The following is a 22,050-nucleotide window of genomic DNA, read 5'->3' as shown; positions in this document are numbered from 1 at the left end:
GCCATTAGAAGAGAAAAACCATGATCATCATCGACGGATCGGAAGGGGAAGGCGGGGGACAGGTCGTGCGCAACGCGCTGGCGCTGTCGCTCGCCACCGGCCAGCCTTTCCGAATCACCAATGTTCGCGGGGGGCGCGAGAAGCCGGGCCTGATGCGCCAGCACCTGACGGCGGTCGAGGCGGCATGCGCGATCGGTGGCGCGGAGTGCGAAGGCGCTTCGGTCGGCTCCACCGAGATCGCCTTCACGCCCGGCCGAGTGACGCCGGGCGACTACCGCTTCGCAGTGGGCACCGCCGGCAGCACGGGATTGGTGCTGCAAACGGTGCTGATGCCGCTGCTGCTGGCCGACGCGCCTTCCCGCCTGGTGCTGGAGGGCGGCACGCACAATATGATGGCGCCGCCGTTCGAGTTCATCGAGCGCGTGTTCCTGCCGATCATCAATCGCATGGGATCGCAGGTCTCAGCGCGACTGCTGCGGCATGGCTTCTTTCCGCGCGGCGGTGGCCGGATCGAAGTGGAGATCGTGCCGGCTCCGCTAACGCCGATCGACTGCGTCGACCGGGGCGCGTTGCAGTCGGTTTCGGCAACGGCCCTGTTTGCGGCGCTGCCGTTCAACATCGCGGAGCGTGAGATGGCGACGGCGCGCAAGCTTCTTCCGGAGTGGCCAGAAGAGGCGTTCAGCGTTCGCCAGCTCCCCGAGGAACAGGGACCGGGCAATGCGCTGATGCTGGAGGCGTCCTTCGAGCACACGACGGAAATCGTGACCGGCTTTGGCAAGCTGGGCGTCTCGGCCGAGGCTCTCGCCAAGACCGCAGCACACCGGATGGCCGGTTACCTGTCGTCCGACGCCTTTGCGGGTCCTTACCTCGCCGATCAGTTACTCTTGCCGTTCGCGTTGGCAGGCGGCGGGTGCTTCACCACGGTGAAGCCAAGCCAGCATGCCCGGACTGCGACGGACGTGATCGAGCGTTTCACCGGCCAGCGTTGGGTCTTCGATCAGCAGCCCAGCGGCTGCCACCTAGTGCGCCTATAGTGCGTCGGGTGACATCTCAGCCCGCCCCGCCTCACCGGCGGTGGCGGGCACCTTCATGCAGAACGCCGTCCAATCACGCATGAGCAGACGCCGCTTGTCGACGAAATCGGTTCGACGATAGGCAGCTTCCACCTTGTTCGAAACGGTATGTGCAAGAGCGGCCTCAGCGATTTCGCCCGCATAGTCGGTCTGCTCGGCGACCCAGTCGCGGAACGCGGAGCGGAACCCATGAACCGTCACCGCGAGGTCCATGTCCCGCAGGATCTTGAGGAGGGTCATATCCGAGAGCGGCTTCTGGGGGTTCTGACCGGGGAACACGAGATCGCCGACGCCCGTCTTGAACTTCTGCGCCCGCTTGAACACGGCAGCGGCTTCGGGCGACAGCGGCACGACGTGGGGGCGGCCCATCTTCATACGCGCCGCCGGCACGGTCCAGAGGGCGGCCTCAAGGTCAAGCTCCGACCAAGTGGCGCCGCGGATCTCGCCTGATCGTGCCGCCGTTAGGATCAGCGCTTCGAGTGCGACCCGTCCGACGGACTCACGTTCGCCAAGCTTTTCGAGAAACTCTGGGATGCTCGAATAGGGCAAGGCCGCGAAATGATTGTCCTTCTTAGGCTGTCGAGGAAGACCTTTCGACAGCGAGCGCATCGGAGCCTCGGTCGCACGGAACCCACGTGCGTATGACCAGTCGAGCACCGTTCCGATGCGTTGCCGAACCCTCCGCGCTGTCTCCGGCTTTGCAAGCCAGATCGGAGCCAGCACGTCACGGATCAGCGGTCCCTCGATCTCGCTGACCAGACGATCGCCAAGGCTCGGAAAGGCGTAGGTCTTGAGGGTCGCGATCCACTGGTTCTGATGCTTGCCGTTCTTCCAAGCGTTCTCGTGTTCCTCGTGGACCAGTTCGGCCGCCTTGCGGAACGTCGGGATCTCGATTCGCTCCTGCTTCCGCTCCGCGACCGGGTCGATCCCCTGAGCGACCTTGCTCCGCATGACAAAAGCCGCTTCTCGCGCGTCCTTCAGCGAGACGGACTTCGCTGAGCCAAGCCCGAAGTCCCGCCGGATCCCACCTGTCTGGACGCGGAGGATCCAGCTCGCGGCACCCTTGCCGTTAATTTCGAGGAATAGCCCGTCGCCGTCAGAATAGCGGCCGGGCTCAGATAGGGAGCGGATCTTACCTGCAGTCAGCTTTCCCATGGCATCTCACCCCATTCTTCCCCACACTCTTCCCCACACTGAACGTGGGATCCGGTAGGATTCAGTGAAATGCAGCGGCACACGAAAACCGCTGATTTCTGCGGTTTTCTAGCAGGTTATGAGGCTTTTGGCGAGCCCCGAGAAGGGCGTAAGTGGCGGAGCGGGAGGGATTCGAACCCTCGATACGGTTTTGCCGTATACTCACTTTCCAGGCGAGCGCCTTCGACCACTCGGCCACCGCTCCGCATACCCGGAAGGCGCGGCCCTAGCCCGTGCGCGCGGGCTAGGCAAGCATCGCGGCGCGTGTCAGTCTCCTGCCATGCTCCAGCCCCTGCTCGCGCTCTCCGCGCTCGCCGCCGCCCTTCCCGTCCTCGCCCAGACCGCGCCGGCCGCGCCCGCCGCCGGTGACGCGATCCCCGCCGACTGGCGAACGATCCCCGACAACGAACTGCTGGTGATGACCTTGCGCGGCGGACACCAGGTCTTCATCCGGCTGGCGCCGCTTTACGCGCCCGCGCATGTCGCCAATATTCGCAAGCTCGCCGAGGCACGCTGGTGGGACGGCACCAGCGTCTACCGGGTGCAGGACAATTATGTCGCGCAATGGGGCGGTGGCGAGGACAAGCCGGCGGTCCTTCCTCCCAATGTGATCGAGAACCCGCCTGCCGAATATGAATGGAGCCGCTATGACGGGGTCACCACATTCGCGCGCACCGATCCCTATGCGGCGAAGACCGGGCACAGCGCCGATGGCTGGCCGCTCGCCACCGACGGCAAAGCAAGCTGGCTGACGCATTGCTATGGCATGGTCGGGGTGGCGCGCGATCTGGCGCCGAGCACCGGCAGCGGCGCCGAACTCTATGCAGTGATCGGGCATGCGCCGCGGCATCTCGACCGCAACATCGCGATCGTCGGACGCGTGGTAGAGGGCATCCAATGGCTGTCGACGCTGCCGCGCGGCGGCGGTGCGCTCGGCGTCTATGAGGATGCGGGCGAGCGCGTGCCGATCCTGTCGGTGCGGCTGGCCAGCCAACTGCCCGACGACGAACGCCCGCATTTCCAGTACCGCGCGACCGACAATGCGCGCTTCGCCGCCTGGCTGAACGAGCGCGAGAACCGCCAGCCGCCCTTTTTCACCGTCCCCGCGGGCGGCGCCGACATCTGCAACGCGCAGGCGCCGGTGCGGCGGGCGCCCTAGCGGCCGCCGCAATCCCGGTTCGGCTTGCGCCTGTCCAAGGCTGGCGCGCCGCATGCGATTAGCCGATGGAGAATCGCCCTTCGACACGCTCAGGGCGAACGGATTCAGGGCTTACTTGCCGACCCAGTCGGCGACTTCGCCTGCCACTTGATTTGCCGCCTGGTTGAGCGCGACGCCGACTGCGGCGGCCTCGATCTCGGTCACCGGCACCCGCGCTTCGAAGCGGCGCTTCTCGACCACGGTCTCGGGCCCGCGAATCAATGCGGCATCATAGGTGACCACCGCTTCCCTGGTCTCTTCCTCGATCCCGAAGCGGCGCAATTCGCCCATCAGATAGGCGCCGGGATCGGTCATCGACTGGCGCGAGCTCAGCACCAGCCGCCCGGTCTTCGCGGTGATCGTGTCGCCGAGCAGCCGCTGGAGCAATTGCGACGGGCGCTCGACCCATTGCGCATCCTTGACGAAGGCGATCGCAGTGCCGCCCGAATGCACCGGCACGCGCGATGAGGCGAGCTCCTGCGGCAGCGACGGCACCGCGACGGTGATCGTCGCCGCGACGTTCGAGCGCTGCGATTCGCCGACCGGCAGCGTCGCCGCGGGGGTCAGCGTCAGCAGCGACTTGGGCGGCTTGCCGCCGAACGAGATGCAGCCGCTCAGCGAGGCCGCGAGCAGCGGCAGGGCCAGAAGCAAAGCGCGCTTGGTCATCATGGTCCTCACTTCTTCTTATAGTCGGGCAGCTTGGGCGAACCGACGAGGCTCGACGCGCCGCCCTGGTCGAGCTTCTCGGCGACCGAGGCGAGGCTGGTCGACATCACGCGCAGATCCTGGACGAGTTGGCCGATCTCGGGGATCGTCTTCTTCGACAGCGCCTGCAGCCCCGGGCGCGCATCGCCGATCGTCGCGTCGAGCGTCTCCATCGACTTGCGCGCCGATCCGATCGTGCGGTTGAGGTTGGCGATCGTCGGCTTGACGTCCTCGGCGATCACGCCGTTGGTGGTGTTGGCGAGCTTGCCCAGTTCCTCGGTCGCGCCGCCGAATTTCTGGATCGCGATCCGCGTCTCGGCCAGCGTCGCGGCGATCTCGGGCCCGCGGTCGGCGAGCGCGTCGGTCAGCCGGTTGGTGTTGGCGAGGATGCCCGCGATCGAATTCTGGTTCTTGTCGCCGAGCAATTCGCCCAGGCGCTCGGTCAAGGTCGAGATCCGCTCGAGCAATTGCGGCGCCGAGTTGAGCAGCGCGCCGAGCCCGCCCTGCTTGGTCGGGATCACCGGCACGCCCAGCGGGCAGGCCGCGCGGGGATTCTGCTCGGGGCAGACGATCGCCGGCGCGCCCTTCACCGCGCCGTCCAGCTGCACCGTGCTCGGCCCGGTGAAGCTGCCCTGGATCGAGGCGGTGGTACCTTCGAGGATCGGCACGTCGTCATTGACGCTGACGCGCACGCGGACGAGGCTGGGATCGGGCTTCCAGAAGCTGATCTCCTTGACCTGCCCGGAAGGCACGCCCGAGAAGCTGACCGCCGAGCCCCGATTGAGCCCATCGACCGACTGCTTGAAGAAGATGTCGTACTCGCGCTCGCTGCCGCCGCCGATCCGCGCCAGCCAGACGATGAACAGCGCCAGCACTGCAAGCAGGATCAGCACCACGGCGCCGACGAGTACATGGTTCGATCGCGTTTCCATCAGAGCCTCATGTCCTCGCTTCGGCGCGCTCGGCGTCCACGCGTTCCGCGCTTGCAACCGCGGCGCGTCCGCGCGGTCCCTTGAAATATTCCTGAATCCACGGGTGATCCAGCGCGAGCAGTTCGTCGATCGTCCCGACTGCGATCACCTTCTTGTCGGCGAGCACCGCAACCCGGTCGCAGATCGCGTACAGCGTATCCAGATCATGGGTGATCAGGAACACGGTCAGCCCCAATGTCTTCTGGAGCGACGCGGTCAGCTCGTCGAATGCCGCCGCGCCGATCGGATCGAGCCCGGCGGTGGGCTCGTCGAGGAACAGCAATTCGGGATCGAGCGCGAGCGCGCGTGCCAGGCCGGCGCGCTTCTTCATGCCGCCCGAAAGTTCGGCGGGGAATTTGGGTCCCGCATCGGGCGGCAAGCCGGTCATCACCACCTTGTAGGCCGCGATCTCCTCGAGCAGCGACTGATCGAGCCCGGAATAGAATTCCTTGATCGGGACCTGGACGTTCTCCGACACCGTCAGCGTCGAGAAGAGCGCGCCGCCCTGGAACAGCACGCCCCAGCGCTTGCGGATGTTGGTGGCCTCGGTCTCCTCGCGGCCGATCGTGCTCTCGCCGAACACTTCGATACTGCCTTCGATCGGCGTCTGCAGTCCGACGATCGAGCGCATCAGCACCGATTTGCCGGTGCCCGACCCGCCGACCACGCCGAGGATCTCGCCGCGGCGCACTTCGAGATCGAGCCCTTCATGGACGATCTGCTCGCCGAACCCGTTCTTGAGGCCCTGGACGCGGATGATCACGTCGTCCTGTTCGCGGCGCGCCATCAGATCCAGCCCACTTCGCTGAAGAACACCGCGAAGAACGCGTCGAGCACGATGACGAGGAAGATCGCCTGGACCACCGCGACCGTCGTGCGTGCGCCGACCTGCTCTGCGTCGGCCTCGACCTGCATGCCCTGGAAGCAGCCCGAGATCGCGATGATCGCGCCGAATACCGGCGCCTTGACGAGCCCAACCCACAGATCGGTGAGCGGCACGACTTCGCGGATGCGCTGGATGAAAGTGACCGGCGGGATGTCGAGGCTGATCCAGCAGAGTAGCCCGCCGCCGAAGATCGACCACATCGCCGCATAGAATCCCAGCAGCGGCATCATCAGCACCACCGCGAGCGTGCGCGGCACCACCAATGCCTCCATCGGCGAGACGCCGATCGTGCGCATCGCGTCGATCTCTTCGGTCAGCTTCATCGTGCCGATCTGCGCGGCGAACGCCGAGCCCGAGCGGCCGGCGACCATGATCGCGGTCATCAGCACCCCGAGCTCGCGCAGCGTGATCCGGCCGACCAGGTTGATCGTATAGACCTCGGCGCCGAACTGGCGGAGCTGGACCGCGCCCTGCTGCGCGATGACGATCCCGATCAGGAAGCTCATCAGCCCGATGATGCCGAGCGCCGAGACGCCGACGACTTCGAACCGGTGGACCGTCGCATTGAATCGGAAGCGCTTGGGATGGGTGAAGACGTTCCAGAACGCGAGCACCGTGCCGCCCATGAAGCCGAGCAGGCCGTACAAAGTATGCCCCGCGACGAAGATCGCGTCGCCGACCTCGCCGAGCATCCGCGTGAACGGATCGGCGGGCTTGCGCGGCAATTCGATCGGATGCTCTGCGGCGGCGACCTGGTCGAGCAGATGCTGCTCGTCGGGCTCGAGCCCGTCTATGGTCGAATTGTGATCGCGCGCGAAGCGGTGGACCAGCCAGGCGCCGACGGTGTCGATCCGTTCGACTTCGCTGAGGTCGAGCCGGGCTACATCGCCTTCGACGGCATCGAGCCGCTCGGGCAGGTCGCGCAAGCACGCCAGCGACAGGTTGCCCGTGAAGCGCAGCGTGGTGCCGCCGCCCCCGTCGATTCGCTCGAAATCCGCGCTTCCCCTCATCGCGGCCACCTTTCGGCGATTCGCGCTGGAACAGCAAGGATTTGCTCTGACAAGCTGACGAAGCCTAGATGCGCCAATGCAGCACCTGGCAATCTACGACATGGACAAGACGATCACCGCGGCGCCGACCTGGACGCGCTTCCTGGTGTATGCCGCGCGCATGCGGGCGCCGTGGCGGCTGGCGCTGATACCGTTGGTCGGCGTCGCCGGGCTCGGCTATTTGCTCAAGCTGGTCGATCGCGGCGGGTTGAAGCAGCTCTCGCACCGGCTGCTGCTCGGCCGCGCACTCGGCGAGGCCGACCTCGCCGCGATTGCGGACCAATTTGCCGCGGACGAAATCGACAAGGGGGTGCTCCACGCCGCGCGCGAGCGGATCGCGGCCGACCGCGCGGCCGGCTGCCGGCTCGTGATGGCCACCGCCTCGCACGGCTATTACGCCGCGGCGATCGGACGATTGCTCGGATTCGACGACGTAATCGCCACGCAGGCAAAGCGCGATGGGCAAGGCCGTATTCTCTCCCTGATCGATGGAGATAACTGTTACGGCCCCGTAAAGCTCCGCATGATCGAGTGCTGGATGGCGGATGCCGGGCTGTCGCGCGAGGATGTCGAGGTCCGCGCCTATTCGGATCACGTGTCCGACGCGCCGCTGCTCGAATGGGCCGACATGGCCTTCGCCGTGAACGCGCACGGTCCGCTGCGTGCGCTCGCCAAGACACGCGGCTGGCAGCAGCTCGACTGGAGATAATCGCGGCGGCTTGCGTTCTGTCCCCCGCAACGAGGAGACGATGCGTGACCAAGACACTCGCCGAGCTGGCGGAGATCATCAAGGCAATCGATTTCGCGACTTTGTCGACGCATTCGGAGGGCGGCACGATCGCCGGCCGGCCGATGAGCAACAATCGCGACGTCGACTATGACGGCGACAGCTGGTATTTCGCTTATGAGGACACGCGCACCGTCCGCGAGCTGCGCGCCGACCCCAAATGCGCGCTGAGCTTTCACGGCAAAGGCGGGCTGCTCGGCATGAAGCCGGTATTCGTCCATATCGAGGGCGAGGCCGAGCTGATCCAGGACAAGGCGCAGTTCGAGGCGCATTGGACCAAGGACCTAGAAAGGTGGTTCGAGCAGGGCGTCGACACGCCGGGCCTGACGCTGATCAAGGTCCAGGGCGTCCGCGCGCATTATTGGGACGGCGAGGACCAGGGCGAATTCGTGCTGGCGGGCGCCACGGCGGATACGCGCGCGACCGCGACGGGCTAGGAACCGGCGATCCGTGTGTAGCTGTTCCCCGGCGAAGGCCGGGGCCCAGTTGCCACCGCTCTCCAGGACGGTCCCTCGCCATCGAAATCGCCGATACTGGGCCCCGGCCTTCGCCGGGGAATATGACCCGCCCTAGCCTGCGGTTAGAGCACCGCATCCGCCGCGTGGATCGCGACCCCGACCAGGCCGCCGACCAAGGTCCCGTTGATCCGGATATATTGCAGGTCGCGGCCCACCGCATTTTCCAGTCGCCCGGTGATCGTCTGCGCGTCCCAGCCGCGGATCGTGTCCGAGACCAGGCGTACGATCCCGTCGCCATAGTCCGACGCGGCACCCACGGCGGCGCGGCGGACGAAGCGGTTGATCGTCTCGGCCAGCCGCGCATCGCCCTGGAGCGTCTCGCCGAGCTGGCGCAGCGCGGCGCCGAGTTCGCCGCCCAGCACACGATCGGGATCGCGCGCGAGCCGAAGCAGCGCCGCGCGGCCCGATTCCCACACTCCCATCCACCAGTCGCCGAGCGCCGGATTGTCGAGCAGTTCGTTCTTGAACGCCTCGACCTGCGCGCGCTTGGCGGGATCGTGCTGGAGGTCGTGCGCGACTTGCGCCAGCCCTTCCTCCGCCTTGGCGCGCAGCGGATGCCCCGGATCCTCGGCCATGTCGTTGATCAGCTTGGCCAGCCCGGCGATGATCTTGTTGGCGAGCGTCTCGTCGAGCCCGGTCCAGCGCAGCACTGACCCCGCGCGCTCGTGCACCATCTGGCGGATCATGTGCTCGTTGGCGTCGAGCACCTTGGCTGCCCAATGGATGATGCCGTCGAGCAAGGGGCGATGGCGGTCTTCCTGCATCGCCGTCGCGAGCGCGCGTCCCAGGAGAGGCGCGATCTCGAGCCCGCGCAGCCGCTCGGCCAGCGCCCGCCGCGCCATCCCGCCCAGCCGCTCCTGGTCGAGCGCCTCGAGCATGTCGGCGGCGAGCCGCCCGATACCCGCGCGGAGCCGTCCGCGGCCCATGCCCGGATCGGCGAGCCAGCGCCCGGCGGCCCGCGCGACGTCGACCTGCTGCATCCGCCGCGCGACGACGCGGGGGATCAGGAAATTGTCGCGCAGGAACGCCGCGAGCGTGCCGGCGATGCGATCCTTGTTGCGCGGGATGATCGCGGTGTGTGGGATCGGCAGATGCAGCGGATGGCGGAACAGCGCCGTCACCGCGAACCAATCGGCCAGCCCGCCGACCATCGCCGCTTCCGAAAAGGCGCGGATATAGCCGACCGCGGGGTGGAGATGGCCGAACTGGCGCGCGGCAAGGAAGATTGCCGCCATCAGTACCAGCAGCCCGGTCGCCACCAGTCGCATCCGCCGCAGGCCCGCGGGGACTGTCTCAACGGAAAGGGGAGCGCGCGACCTGGTCACACGCTCCCCAATACCCGAACGGCGCCGAAGTTCACTCCGCGGGTTGCGGCGTGTCGTCTCCGGGCTTGTGGTCGATCGCCTTGCCATGGGCCTGGCCCAGCACGCGGGCACCATCGTCGCCCGGCTTGAAGGTGAGCAGCCGCCGCGACAGCCGCGGCCCGAGCCAGGTCTCGAGCCCGACCGCGAGGCTGAACAACGCCGGGACGATGACGAGGGTGAGCAGGGTCGAGAGGATGAGCCCGCCGATCACGACCACGCCCATCGGCGCGCGCCAAGACGAGTCGCCCTGCAACGACAGGGCCGTGGGCACCATGCCCGCGACCATCGCGATCGTCGTCATGACGATCGGCTGGGCGCGCTTGTGCCCGGCGTCGACGATCGCAGTGAACTTGTCGATGCCCTTCTCCATTTCCTCGAGCGCGAAATCGACCAGCAGGATCGAGTTCTTCGCGACGATGCCGAACAGCATCAGGATGCCGATGAACACCGGCAGCGACAGCGGCATGCCGAACAGCTTGAGCGCGATCAGCCCGCCAAGCGGCGCATTGAGCAGCGACCCCATGTTCACCAAAGGCGAGACGAAGCGCCGATAGAGCAGCACCAGCACCGCGAACACCAGGAAGACGCCCGATGCAAGCGCGACGAAGAAGTTGCTGAGCATCTCCGCCTGCCACTTGGCCTGGCCGACGGTCATCTGACCGACGCCTTGGGGCAGGTTCTTCATGATCGGCAGCTGATTGACCTTCTTCATCACTTCGTTGTTGACGAAGGGCTTGCCGGTCGACGGATCCATCGCGAGATCGGCACCGACGACGAGGCGGCGCTGGAGATTGAGCCGCTGAATGCGCGTCGGGCCGGCGCCGAAGCCGATATCGGCGACCACCGACAGCGGCACCGAGCCGCCATTCTGCGTCTGCACCGGCATGTTCTGGATCGTCGACAGCTTGGCGCGGGCATCCTCGTCCAGCGCCACCCGGATCGGGATCTGGCGGTCCGAGAGCGAGAATTTCGCGCTGTTCTGGTCGATGTCGCCCAAGGTCGCGATGCGGATCGCACTCGACAAGGCGGCGGTGGTCACGCCGAGATTGGCGGCGAGATCGAGCCTGGGCTTGATCACGATCTCGGGACGGTTGAGGTCGCCGGCGACGCGCGGCGCGACGACTTCCTTCATTCCCTCCATCTGCTTGACCAGAGTGTTGGCGGTCTGGTTGAGCAGCGCCGGATCCTCGCCGCCCAGCGTGATCGTCAGATCGCGCCCACTCGATCCCCAGCCGAATTGCGAGCGGAAGTTGACGCGTGCGTCGGCGATCGCGAGCAGCTTCGGCGCGACGCGCTTCTCGAACGCCGTGCTCGTCTCGTCATGCTTGTCCTTGAGCTGTGCGGTCACCCGGCCATTGCCGACAAAGCTGCGGCTGTAGATGTCGGTGACCAAAGGCTCCTGGCGGAGGATCGCCGCGACCTGCGAGACGACGCGCTCGGTATCCGCCAGCGGCGTGCCCGGCACCATCTCGATCGTCGCGGTGACGCTGTCCTGGTCCTGCGCCGGCTGGAAGGTCGACGGCGAAGTGGCGAACATCAGCAGGGTCAGCGCCAGCGAGATCACATAGCCTGCGATCGCCGCCCAGCGATGCCGCAGCGTCCAGCGCAACAGTCCGGTATAGGCGTCCATGATCCGCCCCTCACCGTGATTGGCGTGGCCCTTGGCCTTGAGGAAATAGGCCGCGATCATCGGCGTCAGCAGCCGCGCGACCGCGAGCGACATCAGCACCGACGCGACCACGGTCATGCCGAAGTTCTTGAAATACTGGCCAGAAATGCCCGGCATCAGGCTGACCGGCAGGAACACCGCGACGATCGACATCGTCGTCGCGAGCACCGCGACGCCGATCTCGTCGGCGGCGTCGATCGACGCCTGATACGCCGATTTGCCCATCCGCATGTGCCGCACGATGTTCTCGATCTCGACGATCGCGTCGTCGACTAGCACGCCGGCGACCAGCGACAGGCCGAGCAGAGTCATCTGGTTGAGCGTGAAGCCCATCATGTCCATGAACCAGAAGCTCGGGATCGCCGAGAGCGGGATCGCGAGCGCCGAGATCGCCGTCGCCCGCCAGTCGCGCAGGAAGATGAACACGACGATGACCGCGAGGATCGCGCCCTCGATCATCGCCTCCATCGCAGTATGATATTGCTGCTCGGCATATTTGGAATTGTTGTTGAGCAGCTCGAACTTGACCTTGGGGTTGTTCGCCTCGAGCTTCTTGAGCGCCTTTTCGGCATCGTGGAACACGACGACATCCGACGCGCCCTTGGCGCGCTTGATGTCGAACGAGATCACCTGATGGCCGTTATACTTGGCGACGCTGCGCTGCTCCGCATAGGCGTCCTTGACGTTGGCGATGTCGGCGAGCCGCACCGTCCGTCCGCCGCCCGTCGAGATCTGCGTCTGGCCGAGGCGATAGGCATTGTCGGCATTGCCGATCACGCGCACCGATTGCTCGAACCCCGAAATCTCGGCACGGCCGCCCGCGGCGTTGAGATTGACTTGGCGAAGCTGCTGGTTGACCTGGCTCGCGGTGAGCCCGACCGACTGGAGCCGGGCGGGATCGAGGATCACGCGGATCTCGCGATCGACGCCGCCGTTGCGCTCGACCGCGGACATGCCCGAGACCGCGAGCAGTTCCTTGGCGACGCTGTTGTCGATGTACCAGCTGAGGTCCGCCACGGTCATGTCGGTGGCGACCGCGGTGAAGCTCGCGATTTCATTGTCGCTCGACGTGTCGACGCGGCCGATCTGCGGCTCGAGGATGCCGTCGGGCAAGTCGCCGCGAATCTGCTGGATTGCGCTGCGCACGTCCTCGACCGCGCGGTCGATCGGCATGCCGAGCGCGAGCTGGACGACGGTCTGGCTGCTACCTTCCTGCACCGTCGAGGTGATCTCGTCGATGCCCTGCAGGCTGCGGACCGCCGACTCGACCTTCTGGGTGATTTGGTTCTCGAGCTCGCTCGGCGCCGCGCCGGGCTGGCTGATCGCGATCCACACGATCGGGAAATCGATGTCCGGATCGTTGTTGACGTCCATCCGCGAGAAGCTGACGAACCCCGCGATCGTCAGGAACAGGAAGAGCACGATCGGCGGAACCGGATTGCGGATCGCCCAGGCCGAGATGTTCCGGAAGCTCATGGCAGATTGCCCTTACTTCGATTTCTGAAGGTTCGGGATGACCTTCTGTCCGGGATTCAGGAAGGCGCCGGCGGTCAGCACGACGCGCTCGCTGCCGCTGAGCCCGGTGGTGATCGCCACTCCCGCCTCCGTCACGTCGCCCGTCGTCACGCCGCGGCGCACCGCCTGATTCTTGTCGTCGAGGATGTAGACGAAATTGCCGTCATTGTCGCTCTGCACCGCCGATTGCGGCAGCATCACCGCCGTCACGCCGCCCGAGATGATCCGCGCGCTGGCGAAGCCGCCCGGGCGCAGCGCCGGATCGTAGCGCAGCGCGACGCGAGCGATGCCCTGGCGCGTCTGCGGATCGATCACCGGCGAGACCTGCCAGACTTCGCCGGTGAACACCTGCGTCGTTCCGGTGGGTACGACCTCGGCGCGCGCGCCGGGATGCAGCTTCTGGAGATCGGATTCAGCGAGCTGGGTGCGCAACTCGACCTGGCCGCCCTGCGCCATCCGGAACAGCACGCCCGAGCCGGCGCTGACGATCTGACCCGGCTCGACCTGGCGCGTCAGCACCAGCCCCGCCTCGGGCGCGCGGATGTCGAGCCGCCGGTTGCGCGCCTGCGTCTCGGAGAATTGCGCCTGCGCAACGCGGACGCGTGCCTGTGCCTGATCGCGCGCCGCGGTCTTGCGGTCGATATCGGCCTTGGAGATGAACCCGTTGGCGACGAGGCGCTGGGCGCGGTCGAGCTCGGCTTGCGCGAGGCGCGCATCGGCCTGAGCGACGCGCACCGATGCGGCAAGCGATTCGGCGGTCTGCGCCTGGACGCTGCGATCGACGGTCGCGAGCACCTGCCCCTTGCCGACCCAGCTGCCCGGCTCGACCAGGACGCGCGTGACCACGCCGCCTTCGCCGGCGACGCCGACCGGCATCTCGCGGCGCGCGGCGAGGCTGCCGGTGCCGCTGATGATCGTCTGCACGGTCTGGCGGCCCGGCACTGCGACGGTGACCGTAGGAATCTGCGACTGGCCCGCACCCCCCGGCGCGGCCTTGTCCGCAGCGGCACCCTTTGGCGCCGCCTGCTTCGGACCGCTCATCAGGAAAAAGGCCAGCGCCCCGATGACCAGGATCGCCGCCGCCGAGATCCACAGCCAGCGACGGCTCTTGCGCGTGGTTTCCTCGCCGGTGAACTCCAGCCGCTCCTGCCGTCCGAACATCCCTGCCTCATAGTTCATGTGCGAGCTTTCGTATCCGGCCGAACCGACCGATGCCCCCTTGATCGCACTGTATTAGATGAATAGAGCACCGGCCACAAGAGCCGTTTCGCTTTTGTTGCTGCGCAATGCCCGTTTTGGACCTTTCCCGCAAGGTCGGCGTGGTTGCGCGCAAGAAACGGTTGCAATGCCGCGGAGGGGACGCGACGCTTGGGACGGCCGCGTATCTGGCCGAAACGGGAGGGATAGATGCCCCAAGGTATTCTGGGCTGGCTGTTGATCGGCCTGATCGCCGGCGCGCTCGGCAAATTGATCATGCCGGGCCGCGACCCCGGCGGAATCGTCGTCACTATATTGGTCGGCATCGTCGGTGCGCTGTTCGCTTTCTATGCCACGCATTTGCTCGGCCTCGATCTGGGCGACAGCCGCCTGAAGGCCTATGCCGCGGCAACTGCCGGCGCGGTCCTGCTTCTGGCAGCCTATCGGCTGATCATGGCACGCCGTATTTGAACGCCGGCCTTCGGCATCGTTCAGCTTGCGTGCGGCGCGCGTGCAGCAAGGCGGCCGACCAATCGTTTCGGGAGACTATCGATGATTCGCGCTGCCTTATTCGCCACTGCTGCCGGACTGACCCTGGCAAGCCTTTCGGCCTCTGCGCAGGAGGTCCGGCCGATGGCCCTGCCGGCCGACGGCACCCTGCTCGAAGTGTCGGCAGACGGCACCGCCACGCGCACCCCCGATCTCGCGATCATCCAGGCCGGCGTGGTCACGCAGAACGCAACCGCGGGCGAGGCGATGCGCCAGAACGGGACGCGGATGGCGGCGGTGCTCGCGGCACTGCACCGCGCCGGCGTCGCCGAGCGCGACATCCAGACCTCGAACATCGCGCTCAGTCCGCAATATCGCTACGAACAGAACCAGCCGCCGGTGATCACCGGCTATCAGGCGAGCAACCAGGTGAGCGTGCGCTTCCGCGACATCGCCAAGAGCGGTGCGATCCTCGATGCGCTGGTGCGTGAGGGCGCCAACAACATCTCGGGGCCCAATCTGACGATCGACAAGCCCGAGGCGGCGCTCGACGAGGCGCGCACCGCGGCCGTCACGACGGCGCGCGCCCGGGCCGATCTCTACGCCAAGGCCGCCGGGCTGCGTGTCGACCGCATCCTGTCGATCTCCGAGGGCGGCGCGATGCCCCCGCCGCCGATGCCGATGATGATGGCGCGCGCAGAGCGGTTCAGCGCCGATGCGCCGGCGACGCCGGTCGCCGCGGGCGAGCAGGAATTGCGCGTGTCGTTGTCGGTGCGCTTCCTGCTCAAATAGAGCGCACATGAAAAAGGGGCCGCCCTTTCGGGCAGCCCCTTTTGATCAATGACCGGTGGGTTAGCGGACTGCGCCGCGACGCACCAGATTGACGATCGCCAGCAGGATGATCGCACCCAGCAGCGAAACCAGGAAGGTCATCGGCGTGATCACGCCATTGTTGATCGAGCCGCCGAAGAGCAGGCCACCGATGAACGCGCCGACGATGCCGACGACGACGTTGAGGAAGATACCCTGCTGGGCATCGGTACGCATGACAATGCTCGCCAGCCAGCCGACAACGCCGCCGATGACAAGCCAAATAATCAGACCCATGACAAGTCCCTCCGTTGTTAGCCCGGCGGGCCGGGCGACGTAGGGAAAAATCCGCAAATGCTCATGTTGGTTCCGTATCGATTTTTCGATGCGATGGCGGAACTTTCCTAGTCTTCGGCCGTGCCGAAGCAAAGCGGCGCGCCCCCGTTGCCGGAGACGCGCCGCGCAGGCCCGATGGAAGGGGCTGTCTCAGTATTTCTGCTGGCGCTCGTACAGCGAGCGGTAATGCTGGATGCGCGTGACGCGCAGCCCCGGCATGCCCGAACGGTCGATCGCCCGCTGCCAGCCGGCGAATTCCTCGACGGTGAGACCGTAGCGTTCGCAGACCTCGTCCACGCTCAGCAGCCCGCCATTGACCGCGGCGACCACCTCGGCCTTGCGGCGCACGACCCAGCGGGTGGTGCTCGGCGGCGGCAACGTGTCGAGCGTCAGCGGCTCGCCGAGCGGCCCGATCACTTTTGCAGGACGGATCTTCTGGTTCTCAATCATCTACTTGCCTCATCGGGGCGGGGGCCCCCGTTACTCAACACAACCACCTTTATTCCCGGCGCTTGAACAACGACTAAAACGCCACGGTAAACGCCGGCTTCATTCCTTCTGGCGCCGCGTCAGCGTCGCTGCCGCGGCACGATGAAAGGCGCCGTGCGTCGGCGCGAGCAGCGCTTCGGCCGGTGCCGCGAGAGCGAGCCTGGTCTGGACGCACGCCGTCGGACTCGCCGCCTGGCGGGCCGCGACGCCGACCAGCAGCACCGCCAATTCGGTCGGCATGGCGGTGACCGCCACGTCGCGATCCAGTCTGGCGAAGCTCAAGTCCACTTATGCGAATCCAGTCTCTTCTCTCTTGGTCGGCCAGCTTTAGCCAATCGGAGTGAAGGGGCCGTAAAGCCGTTGGGAACGCTCGCTTAACCTGGGTTTCCGAGAGGTTTCCGCCGCCGGGCTGGATCGTGCAGAGACAAAGGCTTATGTGCGCCGACGTGATTCCCGCAGACTTTCAACTGGCCGAGCCGCTGGCAAAGCGACGCATCGTCGTCGCCATGTCGGGCGGCGTCGATTCCTCGGTGGTGGCCGCGCTCGCCGCGCAAAGCGGTGCCGAGACGATCGGGGTGACGCTCCAGCTCTACGATCACGGCGAAGCGGTCGGGCGCGCCGGCAGCTGCTGCGCCGGGCGCGACATCCGCGACGCGCGCGCAGTGTGCGACCGTCTCGGCATCGCGCATTACGTCTTCGATCACGCATCGAGCTTCCGTGAGACCGTGATCGACGATTTCGCCGACGAATATCTCGCCGGGCGCACCCCGATTCCCTGCGTGAAGTGCAATATGGGGCCGAAATTCACCGACCTGTTCGCGCTCGCGCGCGACCTCGGCGCCGATTGCCTCGCCACCGGCCATTATGTCCGCCGCGTCGCGGGGCCCGGCGGTGCCGAACTCCACCGCGCGGCCGATCCGGCGCGCGACCAGAGCTATTTCCTGTTTGCGACCACGCAGGCCCAGCTCGATTTCCTACGCTTTCCGCTGGGCGCGCTCCCCAAGCCGCGGGTGCGCGAACTCGCCGCCGAGCTCGGTCTCGGCGTCGCCGGCAAGCCCGACAGCCAGGACATCTGCTTCGTCCCCGATGGCGACTATGCCAGCCTGGTCAAGAAGCTGCGTCCGGACGCCGAGGCGCAGGGCGCCATCGTCGACGAGAGCGGCCGCAAGCTCGGCGAGCATCGCGGCTTGATCCACTTCACCGTTGGCCAGCGCCGCGGGCTTGAGATCGGCGGCGCGCCCGAACCCTATTATGTGCTGCGGCTCGATCCGGCGACGCGCGACGTGGTGGTCGGACCCAAAAGCGCGCTCGCGGTCGGCGCCGCGAAGATCGACGGGATCAATTGGCTCGGCGGCGCCTATGCCGGCCCGATGATGGTCAAGGTCCGTTCGATGGCCAAGCCAGTGCCGGCGCGCTTCGACGGCGAGCGCGTGGTCTTCGAGACCCCCGAATATGGCGTCGCTCCCGGCCAGGCTGCGGTGCTATATGCTGGAGACCGCGTGTTGGGCGGGGGCTGGATCCGGGAAACCGAGCGCGCGGAGCTGATCGACGCCTGAACGCGAAGGGGGGACGATGCGAACCTGGCTGCTGGCGCTGTTCCTCCTTCTGCCCGGCACCGCGCACGCGCAGAGCACCATGCTCGAAATGACCTTCCGCGAATTCGAGCGCGTGGCGGAGAACACCGACACATTGCTGCTCCCGGTCGGCTCGATCGAAGCCCATGGACCGCATCTTCCGCTCGATACCGATGCCCGATTAGCCAGGGCGCAGCTCGGCGACGTCCAGGCGGCGCTTCGCGACGCGGGTCGGCGCACGCTTATCGGGCCCGTGCTCAACATCGGCATCACCAACGAGACCGCTGACGATTCGGGCGACGGCACGTCGATCTATCCGGGCAGCCTGACGGTGCGCTTCGATACGTTCGTCGCGCTCTACGCCGATCTGCTCCAATCGCTCGCGCAGAACGGCATGCGCCGGGTGTTCGTCTATAGCGGCCATCTCGGCGGGCGGCATCTGGAGGCAGTCGCCGCGGCAGTGGCCGAAGCGAACCGGCGCACGCCGGCACTCCGCGCCTATGTGCTGATCGACAGTGAACGACTCGCCCCGATCAAGATCGCGCTTGGGCCGCACGTGCTGGCGATCGAGCAGGGCCTCAATTTCCCGATGCTCACCCGCCTGCTCAGCGACGGCGCGGCGCCGGACTTCACCACCCATGCCGATGGCTGGGAGACCAGCCTGGCGCTCCATTACATTCCGCGCAACGTACGGGCCGGCTATCGCAGGCTGCCGCACGTGCCGTCGCGCCAGTTCCTCGCCGCTCAGCAAGCGCGCGATCGCGCGATCAATCCGAACGCAATGGGCGGTTTCCCCACGCGCAAGGCGAGCGCCGCAATCGGTCGCCGGATCGCCGATTGGCGCACCCGCCAGATCGTCGCCGCGATTTCCCGCGCAGCGCCCTAACGCAGCAGCAGACTTCCCTGGATCACCGTCACGCACTTGCCGGCGAGGATCACGCGGTCGCCCGTCAATTCGCACCCGACATGCCCGCCGCGCTGGCTCGCCTGATACGCCGTGAAACGGTCCCGCCCCAGCCGCGCTGCCCAATACGGCACCAGCACGGCATGCGCGGAGCCTGTCACCGGATCCTCATCGATCCCCGCCGCCGGCGCGAACACGCGGCTGATCACGTCGGTGTCGGTTCCCGGCGCGGTCACGATGTTGAGCGTATCGCCGATCGCTGTCAGCGCACGGAAGTCGGGTGCCACTGCCAGCACGGCTTCTGCGTTCTCCAGTACGATCAGGTCGTAGCCACGCGGGTGACGCCAGGTCTCGCCGGCCACCCCCAGCGCCTCCAGTAGGCCCGGCACGTCGGCAGACTCCGGTGAATAGGCCGGCAATTCCATCAGATAGCCCTCGCCGTGCCGCGCGACCTCCAGCACGCCCGACTTGCGTGTCCGGAAGCGCACGAGGTCGCGGTGCTGTTCGGCCGCCAGCACATAATGCCCGCTCGCCAGTGTCGCGTGCCCGCACAGCGCCACTTCGACCGCGGGCGTGAACCAGCGCAGCTCGTAATCGGCCTCGCCGCTCGCATCGGGGACGAGGAAGGCGGTTTCGGACAGATTGTTCTCCTCGGCGATCGCCTGGAGCAGCGCATCGTCGAGCCACGCGTCGAGCGGGACCACCGCCGCGGGATTGCCGGTGAACGGGCGGTCGGCAAAGGCGTCGATCTGGGCGAAGGGCAGTTTCATCTCGTATCCTTGAGCAAGTCGGTCTCGGCGAGCGGATTGCCGGGTTCGTCGACCTGCCCTTCCGGATCGACATGAATCAGCACCTCGACCCCCGGAAACTCGTCGGCGAGTTCGTTCTCGAGCCGCTCGACCACGTCGTGCGACTCCAGGATCGTCATGTGCGGGTCCATCCAGATGTGGAACTGGACGAAGTCCTTCGCGCCGCTGGTCCGGGTGCGCAGGTCATGGAGCCCGATCAGCTCGGGATGCCGCGCCGCCACTTCGACGAAGCGCTGGCGCTTCTCCTCGGGCCATTCCTTGTCCATCAACTGATCGATCGCATCGACCGAGGCGCGCCATGCCCCGAACAGCAGCCACAGTCCGATCGCGATGCCGAACACCGCGTCGGCGCCGGCGAGCCCGGCATAGCTCTCCAGCAGCAGCGCCGCGATCACCGCGGCGTTGAGGAACAGATCGGACTGGTAGTGGATCCGGTCGGTGCCGATCGCGATCGATCCGGTCCGGCGGATCACCGATTGCTGGTAACGCGTCAGCAGCAAGGTCACGACGATCGCGACCAGCGACACGCCGATACCATATTCTGCATCGGTGCTCGGCTGCTGCGCCATCAGCCGCTCGCCGGCGCGCAGCAGGATCGCGAAGGCCGAGACCGCGATCACCGCGACCTGGAACAGGGCGGCCAACGCCTCGGCCTTGCCGTGCCCGAAGCGGTGGTCGTCATCGGCGGGCTGCGCCGCCCAGTGCACCCCGCCCAGGGTCACCAGCGACGCGACCAGATCGAGCAGGCTGTCGGCGAGGCTCGCCAGCACCGCCACCGATCCGGTCCGCCACGCCGCCCAGGCCTTGAGGCTGCCGAGCAGCAAGGCGCAGGCGACGCTCGCCAGTGCCGCCCGCCGCGCGAAGTTGGTCACGGGTACAAAAGCCCCTCGGACCATCCCTCGCCGTCGCGCAGGAACAGCCGGCGCTCGTGAAGGCGATGTTCGCGGTCCTGCCAGAATTCGATGCGCTCGGGCGCGACGCGATAGCCGCCCCAATGCGGCGGCCGCGGCACCTCGCCGCCCTCGAAGCGCGCGCGCACTTCCTCATAGCGCGCCTCGAAGGTTTCGCGCGCATCGAGCGGCCGCGACTGCTCGGAAGCCCAGGCGCCGAGCTGCGAATCGCGGCCGCGGCTGGCGAAATAGGCGTCGCTTTCGGCGTCGGTCACTTGCGCGACCGGCCCTTCGATGCGGATCTGCCGGCGCAGCGACTTCCAATGGAACAGCAATGCCGCGCGCGGGCTGGCGAGCAGATCCTCCGCCTTGCGGCTGCCGCGGTTGGTGTAGAAGACGAAGCCCTCAGGCCCATGCCCCTTGAGCAGCACCATCCGCACCGAAGGCTGCCCCCCGGCATCGACCGTCGCCAGCGCCATCGCGTTGGAGTCATTCGGCTCGCTGGTACGCGCCTCGGCGAACCAGTTGTCGAACAGCTGAAAGGGATTGGTGGTCGTCATGAGACCGGTCCTACGCGGGTGCCAAAACCATGTCGAGGAACGGACTCCCTTCTGGCGAATTGAATCGGCCTCGCAACGAGGGAAACAGGACGATGGCGGCGCGGGCCTATTGGCAGGGACAGATACGGCTGGCGCTCGTCTCGATCCCGGTCGAGATCTATTCGGCGACCAAATCGGGCGCGCAGATCAGCTTCCACCAGATCCACGAGCCCAGCGGCAAGAGGATCAAATACGAGAAGACCGCCCCCGGCATCGGCCCGGTCGACGTCGACGAGATCGTCAAGGGCTATGAGGTCGAGAAGGGCGAGTACATCCTGCTCGAGCAGGACGAGATCGACGCGGTGAAGCTCGAATCGAAGAAGACGCTCGAGCTCACCCAGTTCGTCGACGCCGACGAGATCGACGTACTTTATTACGAGAAGCCCTATTTCGTCGTTCCCGCGGACGATCTCGCCGAGGAGGCGTTCATCGTGCTGCGCGAGGCGCTGCGCCGGGCGCGCAAGGTCGGGCTCGGCCAGCTCGCGATGCGCGGGCGCGAATATGTCGTCAGCCTCAAGCCGTGCGGGCGTGGGATGGTGCTCGAGACGCTCCGCTACGCCGACGAAGTCAACAAGGCGCAGGGCTATTTTCGGGACATCGCCGACAGCGAGCCCGATGCCGAACTGCTCGAACTCGCCACCACCCTGATCGACAAGAAGGCGAGCAAGTTCGATCCCAAGGAATTCCACGACCGCTATGTCGACGCGCTCAAGGACCTGATCGAGCGCAAGAAAAAGGCCAAGGGCAAGAAGATCATCGAGGAGACCGACGACGGCGCTCCCAGCCGCGGCTCCAACGTCGTCGACCTGATGGCGGCGCTCAAGAAGTCGCTCGAGAAGCCCGGCGCGGCGAACGACGACGCAGTCAAGAAGACGCCCGCCAGGAAGGCGCCGGCCAAGAAGCCAGCGGCCAAGGCTCCGGCCAAGACCGAAGCCCCGGCAAAGAAGGCGCCCGCGAGGAAACGGGCATGAGGCTTGCCGCGATCGTTCCCCTCCCGCTTGCGGGAGGGGCTAGGGGCGGGCAG

Annotated in this window: 23 protein-coding genes and 1 tRNA gene; 9 read left to right on the top strand and 15 right to left on the bottom strand. The window is 66.7% G+C overall.

Annotated features, from left to right (window positions below):
• Window positions 1–20 precede the first annotated feature (20 nt).
• On the top strand, window positions 21–1,034 hold the full coding sequence (gene rtcA, locus AC3WJI_RS13065; protein ID WP_492757708.1) for an RNA 3'-terminal phosphate cyclase: 1,014 nt from the start codon (window positions 21–23) through the stop codon (window positions 1,032–1,034).
• Here rtcA and AC3WJI_RS13060 read toward each other — a convergent pair.
• Together AC3WJI_RS13060 and AC3WJI_RS13055 are read right to left on the bottom strand one after the other, a co-directional pair.
• Complete coding sequence (locus tag AC3WJI_RS13060; RefSeq protein ID WP_492757707.1) at window positions 1,029–2,228, bottom strand: tyrosine-type recombinase/integrase; 1,200 nt, start codon at window positions 2,226–2,228, stop codon at window positions 1,029–1,031. The two genes, rtcA and AC3WJI_RS13060, sit on opposite strands and share 6 nt — an antisense overlap.
• A 153-nt stretch (window positions 2,229–2,381) precedes the next feature.
• A tRNA-Ser gene (locus AC3WJI_RS13055) sits at window positions 2,382–2,472 on the bottom strand.
• A 75-nt stretch (window positions 2,473–2,547) separates the two neighbouring features.
• Here AC3WJI_RS13055 and AC3WJI_RS13050 point away from each other — a divergent pair.
• The gene (locus AC3WJI_RS13050; protein WP_492757706.1) at window positions 2,548–3,426 is read left to right on the top strand and encodes a peptidylprolyl isomerase; all 879 of its coding nucleotides are present in this window, start codon (window positions 2,548–2,550) and stop codon (window positions 3,424–3,426) included.
• A 111-nt stretch (window positions 3,427–3,537) separates the two neighbouring features.
• On the opposite strand, the gene AC3WJI_RS13045 is transcribed toward AC3WJI_RS13050, so the two are convergent.
• The 4 genes from AC3WJI_RS13045 to AC3WJI_RS13030 are packed head-to-tail and all read right to left on the bottom strand — an operon-like array spanning window position 3,538 to window position 7,037.
• The gene (locus tag AC3WJI_RS13045) at window positions 3,538–4,131 is read right to left on the bottom strand and encodes an ABC-type transport auxiliary lipoprotein family protein (protein ID WP_492757739.1); all 594 of its coding nucleotides are present in this window, start codon (window positions 4,129–4,131) and stop codon (window positions 3,538–3,540) included.
• 8 nt (window positions 4,132–4,139) lie between these two features.
• Window positions 4,140–5,102 (bottom strand): MlaD family protein, encoded by a 963-nt coding sequence (locus tag AC3WJI_RS13040; protein WP_492757705.1) that lies wholly within the window; start codon window positions 5,100–5,102, stop codon window positions 4,140–4,142.
• Window positions 5,103–5,109: 7 nt separating this feature from the next.
• Window positions 5,110–5,928, bottom strand: coding sequence for an ABC transporter ATP-binding protein (locus AC3WJI_RS13035; RefSeq protein WP_492757704.1), 819 nt, complete (start codon window positions 5,926–5,928; stop codon window positions 5,110–5,112).
• Window positions 5,928–7,037, bottom strand: a complete 1,110-nt coding sequence (locus tag AC3WJI_RS13030; RefSeq protein WP_492757703.1) for an ABC transporter permease — start codon at window positions 7,035–7,037, stop codon at window positions 5,928–5,930. Before AC3WJI_RS13030 ends, AC3WJI_RS13035 begins: the two co-directional genes overlap by 1 nt.
• A gap of 76 nt (window positions 7,038–7,113) precedes the next feature.
• Between AC3WJI_RS13030 and AC3WJI_RS13025 the strand changes: the two genes are divergently transcribed.
• Together AC3WJI_RS13025 and AC3WJI_RS13020 are read left to right on the top strand one after the other, a co-directional pair.
• Window positions 7,114–7,785 (top strand): HAD family hydrolase, encoded by a 672-nt coding sequence (locus tag AC3WJI_RS13025; RefSeq protein WP_492757702.1) that lies wholly within the window; start codon window positions 7,114–7,116, stop codon window positions 7,783–7,785.
• Between the two features lie 44 nt (window positions 7,786–7,829).
• Entirely contained in the window at window positions 7,830–8,300 is a 471-nt protein-coding gene (locus tag AC3WJI_RS13020; protein ID WP_492757701.1) for a pyridoxamine 5'-phosphate oxidase family protein, read from the top strand.
• Window positions 8,301–8,443: 143 nt separating this feature from the next.
• Here the strand turns inward: AC3WJI_RS13020 and AC3WJI_RS13015 are convergent, their stop codons facing one another.
• The 3 genes from AC3WJI_RS13015 to AC3WJI_RS13005 form a co-directional block, all read right to left on the bottom strand.
• Window positions 8,444–9,649, bottom strand: a complete 1,206-nt coding sequence (locus tag AC3WJI_RS13015) for a DUF445 domain-containing protein (RefSeq protein WP_492757700.1) — start codon at window positions 9,647–9,649, stop codon at window positions 8,444–8,446.
• Window positions 9,650–9,737: 88 nt separating this feature from the next.
• A complete protein-coding gene (locus AC3WJI_RS13010) occupies window positions 9,738–12,890 on the bottom strand; it encodes an efflux RND transporter permease subunit (RefSeq protein ID WP_492757699.1) in 3,153 nt (1,050 codons plus the stop codon).
• 12 nt (window positions 12,891–12,902) lie between these two features.
• The gene (locus AC3WJI_RS13005) at window positions 12,903–14,108 is read right to left on the bottom strand and encodes an efflux RND transporter periplasmic adaptor subunit (protein ID WP_492757698.1); all 1,206 of its coding nucleotides are present in this window, start codon (window positions 14,106–14,108) and stop codon (window positions 12,903–12,905) included.
• A gap of 228 nt (window positions 14,109–14,336) precedes the next feature.
• Here AC3WJI_RS13005 and AC3WJI_RS13000 point away from each other — a divergent pair, with 228 nt between their 5' ends.
• Both AC3WJI_RS13000 and AC3WJI_RS12995 read left to right on the top strand, forming a co-directional pair.
• On the top strand, window positions 14,337–14,597 hold the full coding sequence (locus tag AC3WJI_RS13000) for a GlsB/YeaQ/YmgE family stress response membrane protein (RefSeq protein WP_492757697.1): 261 nt from the start codon (window positions 14,337–14,339) through the stop codon (window positions 14,595–14,597).
• Between the two features lie 81 nt (window positions 14,598–14,678).
• Entirely contained in the window at window positions 14,679–15,407 is a 729-nt protein-coding gene (locus tag AC3WJI_RS12995; protein ID WP_492757696.1) for an SIMPL domain-containing protein, read from the top strand.
• Between the two features lie 60 nt (window positions 15,408–15,467).
• Here AC3WJI_RS12995 and AC3WJI_RS12990 read toward each other — a convergent pair whose 3' ends face one another.
• The 3 genes from AC3WJI_RS12990 to AC3WJI_RS12980 all read right to left on the bottom strand — a co-directional run bounded on the left by AC3WJI_RS12990 (window position 15,468) and on the right by AC3WJI_RS12980 (window position 16,538).
• A complete protein-coding gene (locus AC3WJI_RS12990) occupies window positions 15,468–15,722 on the bottom strand; it encodes a GlsB/YeaQ/YmgE family stress response membrane protein (RefSeq protein WP_492757695.1) in 255 nt (84 codons plus the stop codon).
• A gap of 189 nt (window positions 15,723–15,911) precedes the next feature.
• Window positions 15,912–16,211 (bottom strand): CtrA inhibitor SciP, encoded by a 300-nt coding sequence (gene sciP, locus AC3WJI_RS12985; RefSeq protein WP_029937039.1) that lies wholly within the window; start codon window positions 16,209–16,211, stop codon window positions 15,912–15,914.
• Window positions 16,212–16,310: 99 nt separating this feature from the next.
• Window positions 16,311–16,538, bottom strand: a complete 228-nt coding sequence (locus tag AC3WJI_RS12980; RefSeq protein WP_492757694.1) for a hypothetical protein — start codon at window positions 16,536–16,538, stop codon at window positions 16,311–16,313.
• Between the two features lie 158 nt (window positions 16,539–16,696).
• Between AC3WJI_RS12980 and mnmA the strand changes: the two genes are divergently transcribed.
• Both mnmA and AC3WJI_RS12970 read left to right on the top strand, forming a co-directional pair.
• Entirely contained in the window at window positions 16,697–17,806 is a 1,110-nt protein-coding gene (gene mnmA, locus AC3WJI_RS12975; protein WP_492757693.1) for a tRNA 2-thiouridine(34) synthase MnmA, read from the top strand.
• Window positions 17,807–17,822: 16 nt separating this feature from the next.
• Complete coding sequence (locus tag AC3WJI_RS12970; protein ID WP_492757692.1) at window positions 17,823–18,710, top strand: creatininase family protein; 888 nt, start codon at window positions 17,823–17,825, stop codon at window positions 18,708–18,710.
• Here the strand turns inward: AC3WJI_RS12970 and AC3WJI_RS12965 are convergent.
• Genes AC3WJI_RS12965 through pdxH form a run of 3 tightly spaced genes read right to left on the bottom strand, consistent with a single transcriptional unit; the run spans window position 18,707 to window position 20,987 of the window.
• Window positions 18,707–19,498 carry a PhzF family phenazine biosynthesis protein gene (locus tag AC3WJI_RS12965; RefSeq protein WP_492757691.1) on the bottom strand — a complete coding sequence of 264 codons (792 nt, stop codon included), beginning with the start codon at window positions 19,496–19,498 and terminating at the stop codon, window positions 18,707–18,709. The genes AC3WJI_RS12970 and AC3WJI_RS12965 overlap by 4 nt on opposite strands.
• Window positions 19,495–20,409 (bottom strand): cation diffusion facilitator family transporter, encoded by a 915-nt coding sequence (locus AC3WJI_RS12960; protein WP_492757690.1) that lies wholly within the window; start codon window positions 20,407–20,409, stop codon window positions 19,495–19,497. Before AC3WJI_RS12960 ends, AC3WJI_RS12965 begins: the two co-directional genes overlap by 4 nt.
• Complete coding sequence (gene pdxH, locus AC3WJI_RS12955; RefSeq protein ID WP_492757689.1) at window positions 20,406–20,987, bottom strand: pyridoxamine 5'-phosphate oxidase; 582 nt, start codon at window positions 20,985–20,987, stop codon at window positions 20,406–20,408. Before pdxH ends, AC3WJI_RS12960 begins: the two co-directional genes overlap by 4 nt.
• 92 nt (window positions 20,988–21,079) lie before the next feature.
• Between pdxH and ku the strand changes: the two genes are divergently transcribed.
• Window positions 21,080–21,997 (top strand): non-homologous end joining protein Ku, encoded by a 918-nt coding sequence (gene ku, locus AC3WJI_RS12950; protein ID WP_492757688.1) that lies wholly within the window; start codon window positions 21,080–21,082, stop codon window positions 21,995–21,997.
• The last annotated feature ends 53 nt before the right edge of the window (window positions 21,998–22,050 follow it).

It is taken from the genome of Sphingomonas sp. FW306-1B-B10E, from assembly GCF_058782005.1.
Note: the sequence above shows the minus strand (reverse complement) of the source record. Positions and strands in the feature narration are given on the sequence as shown.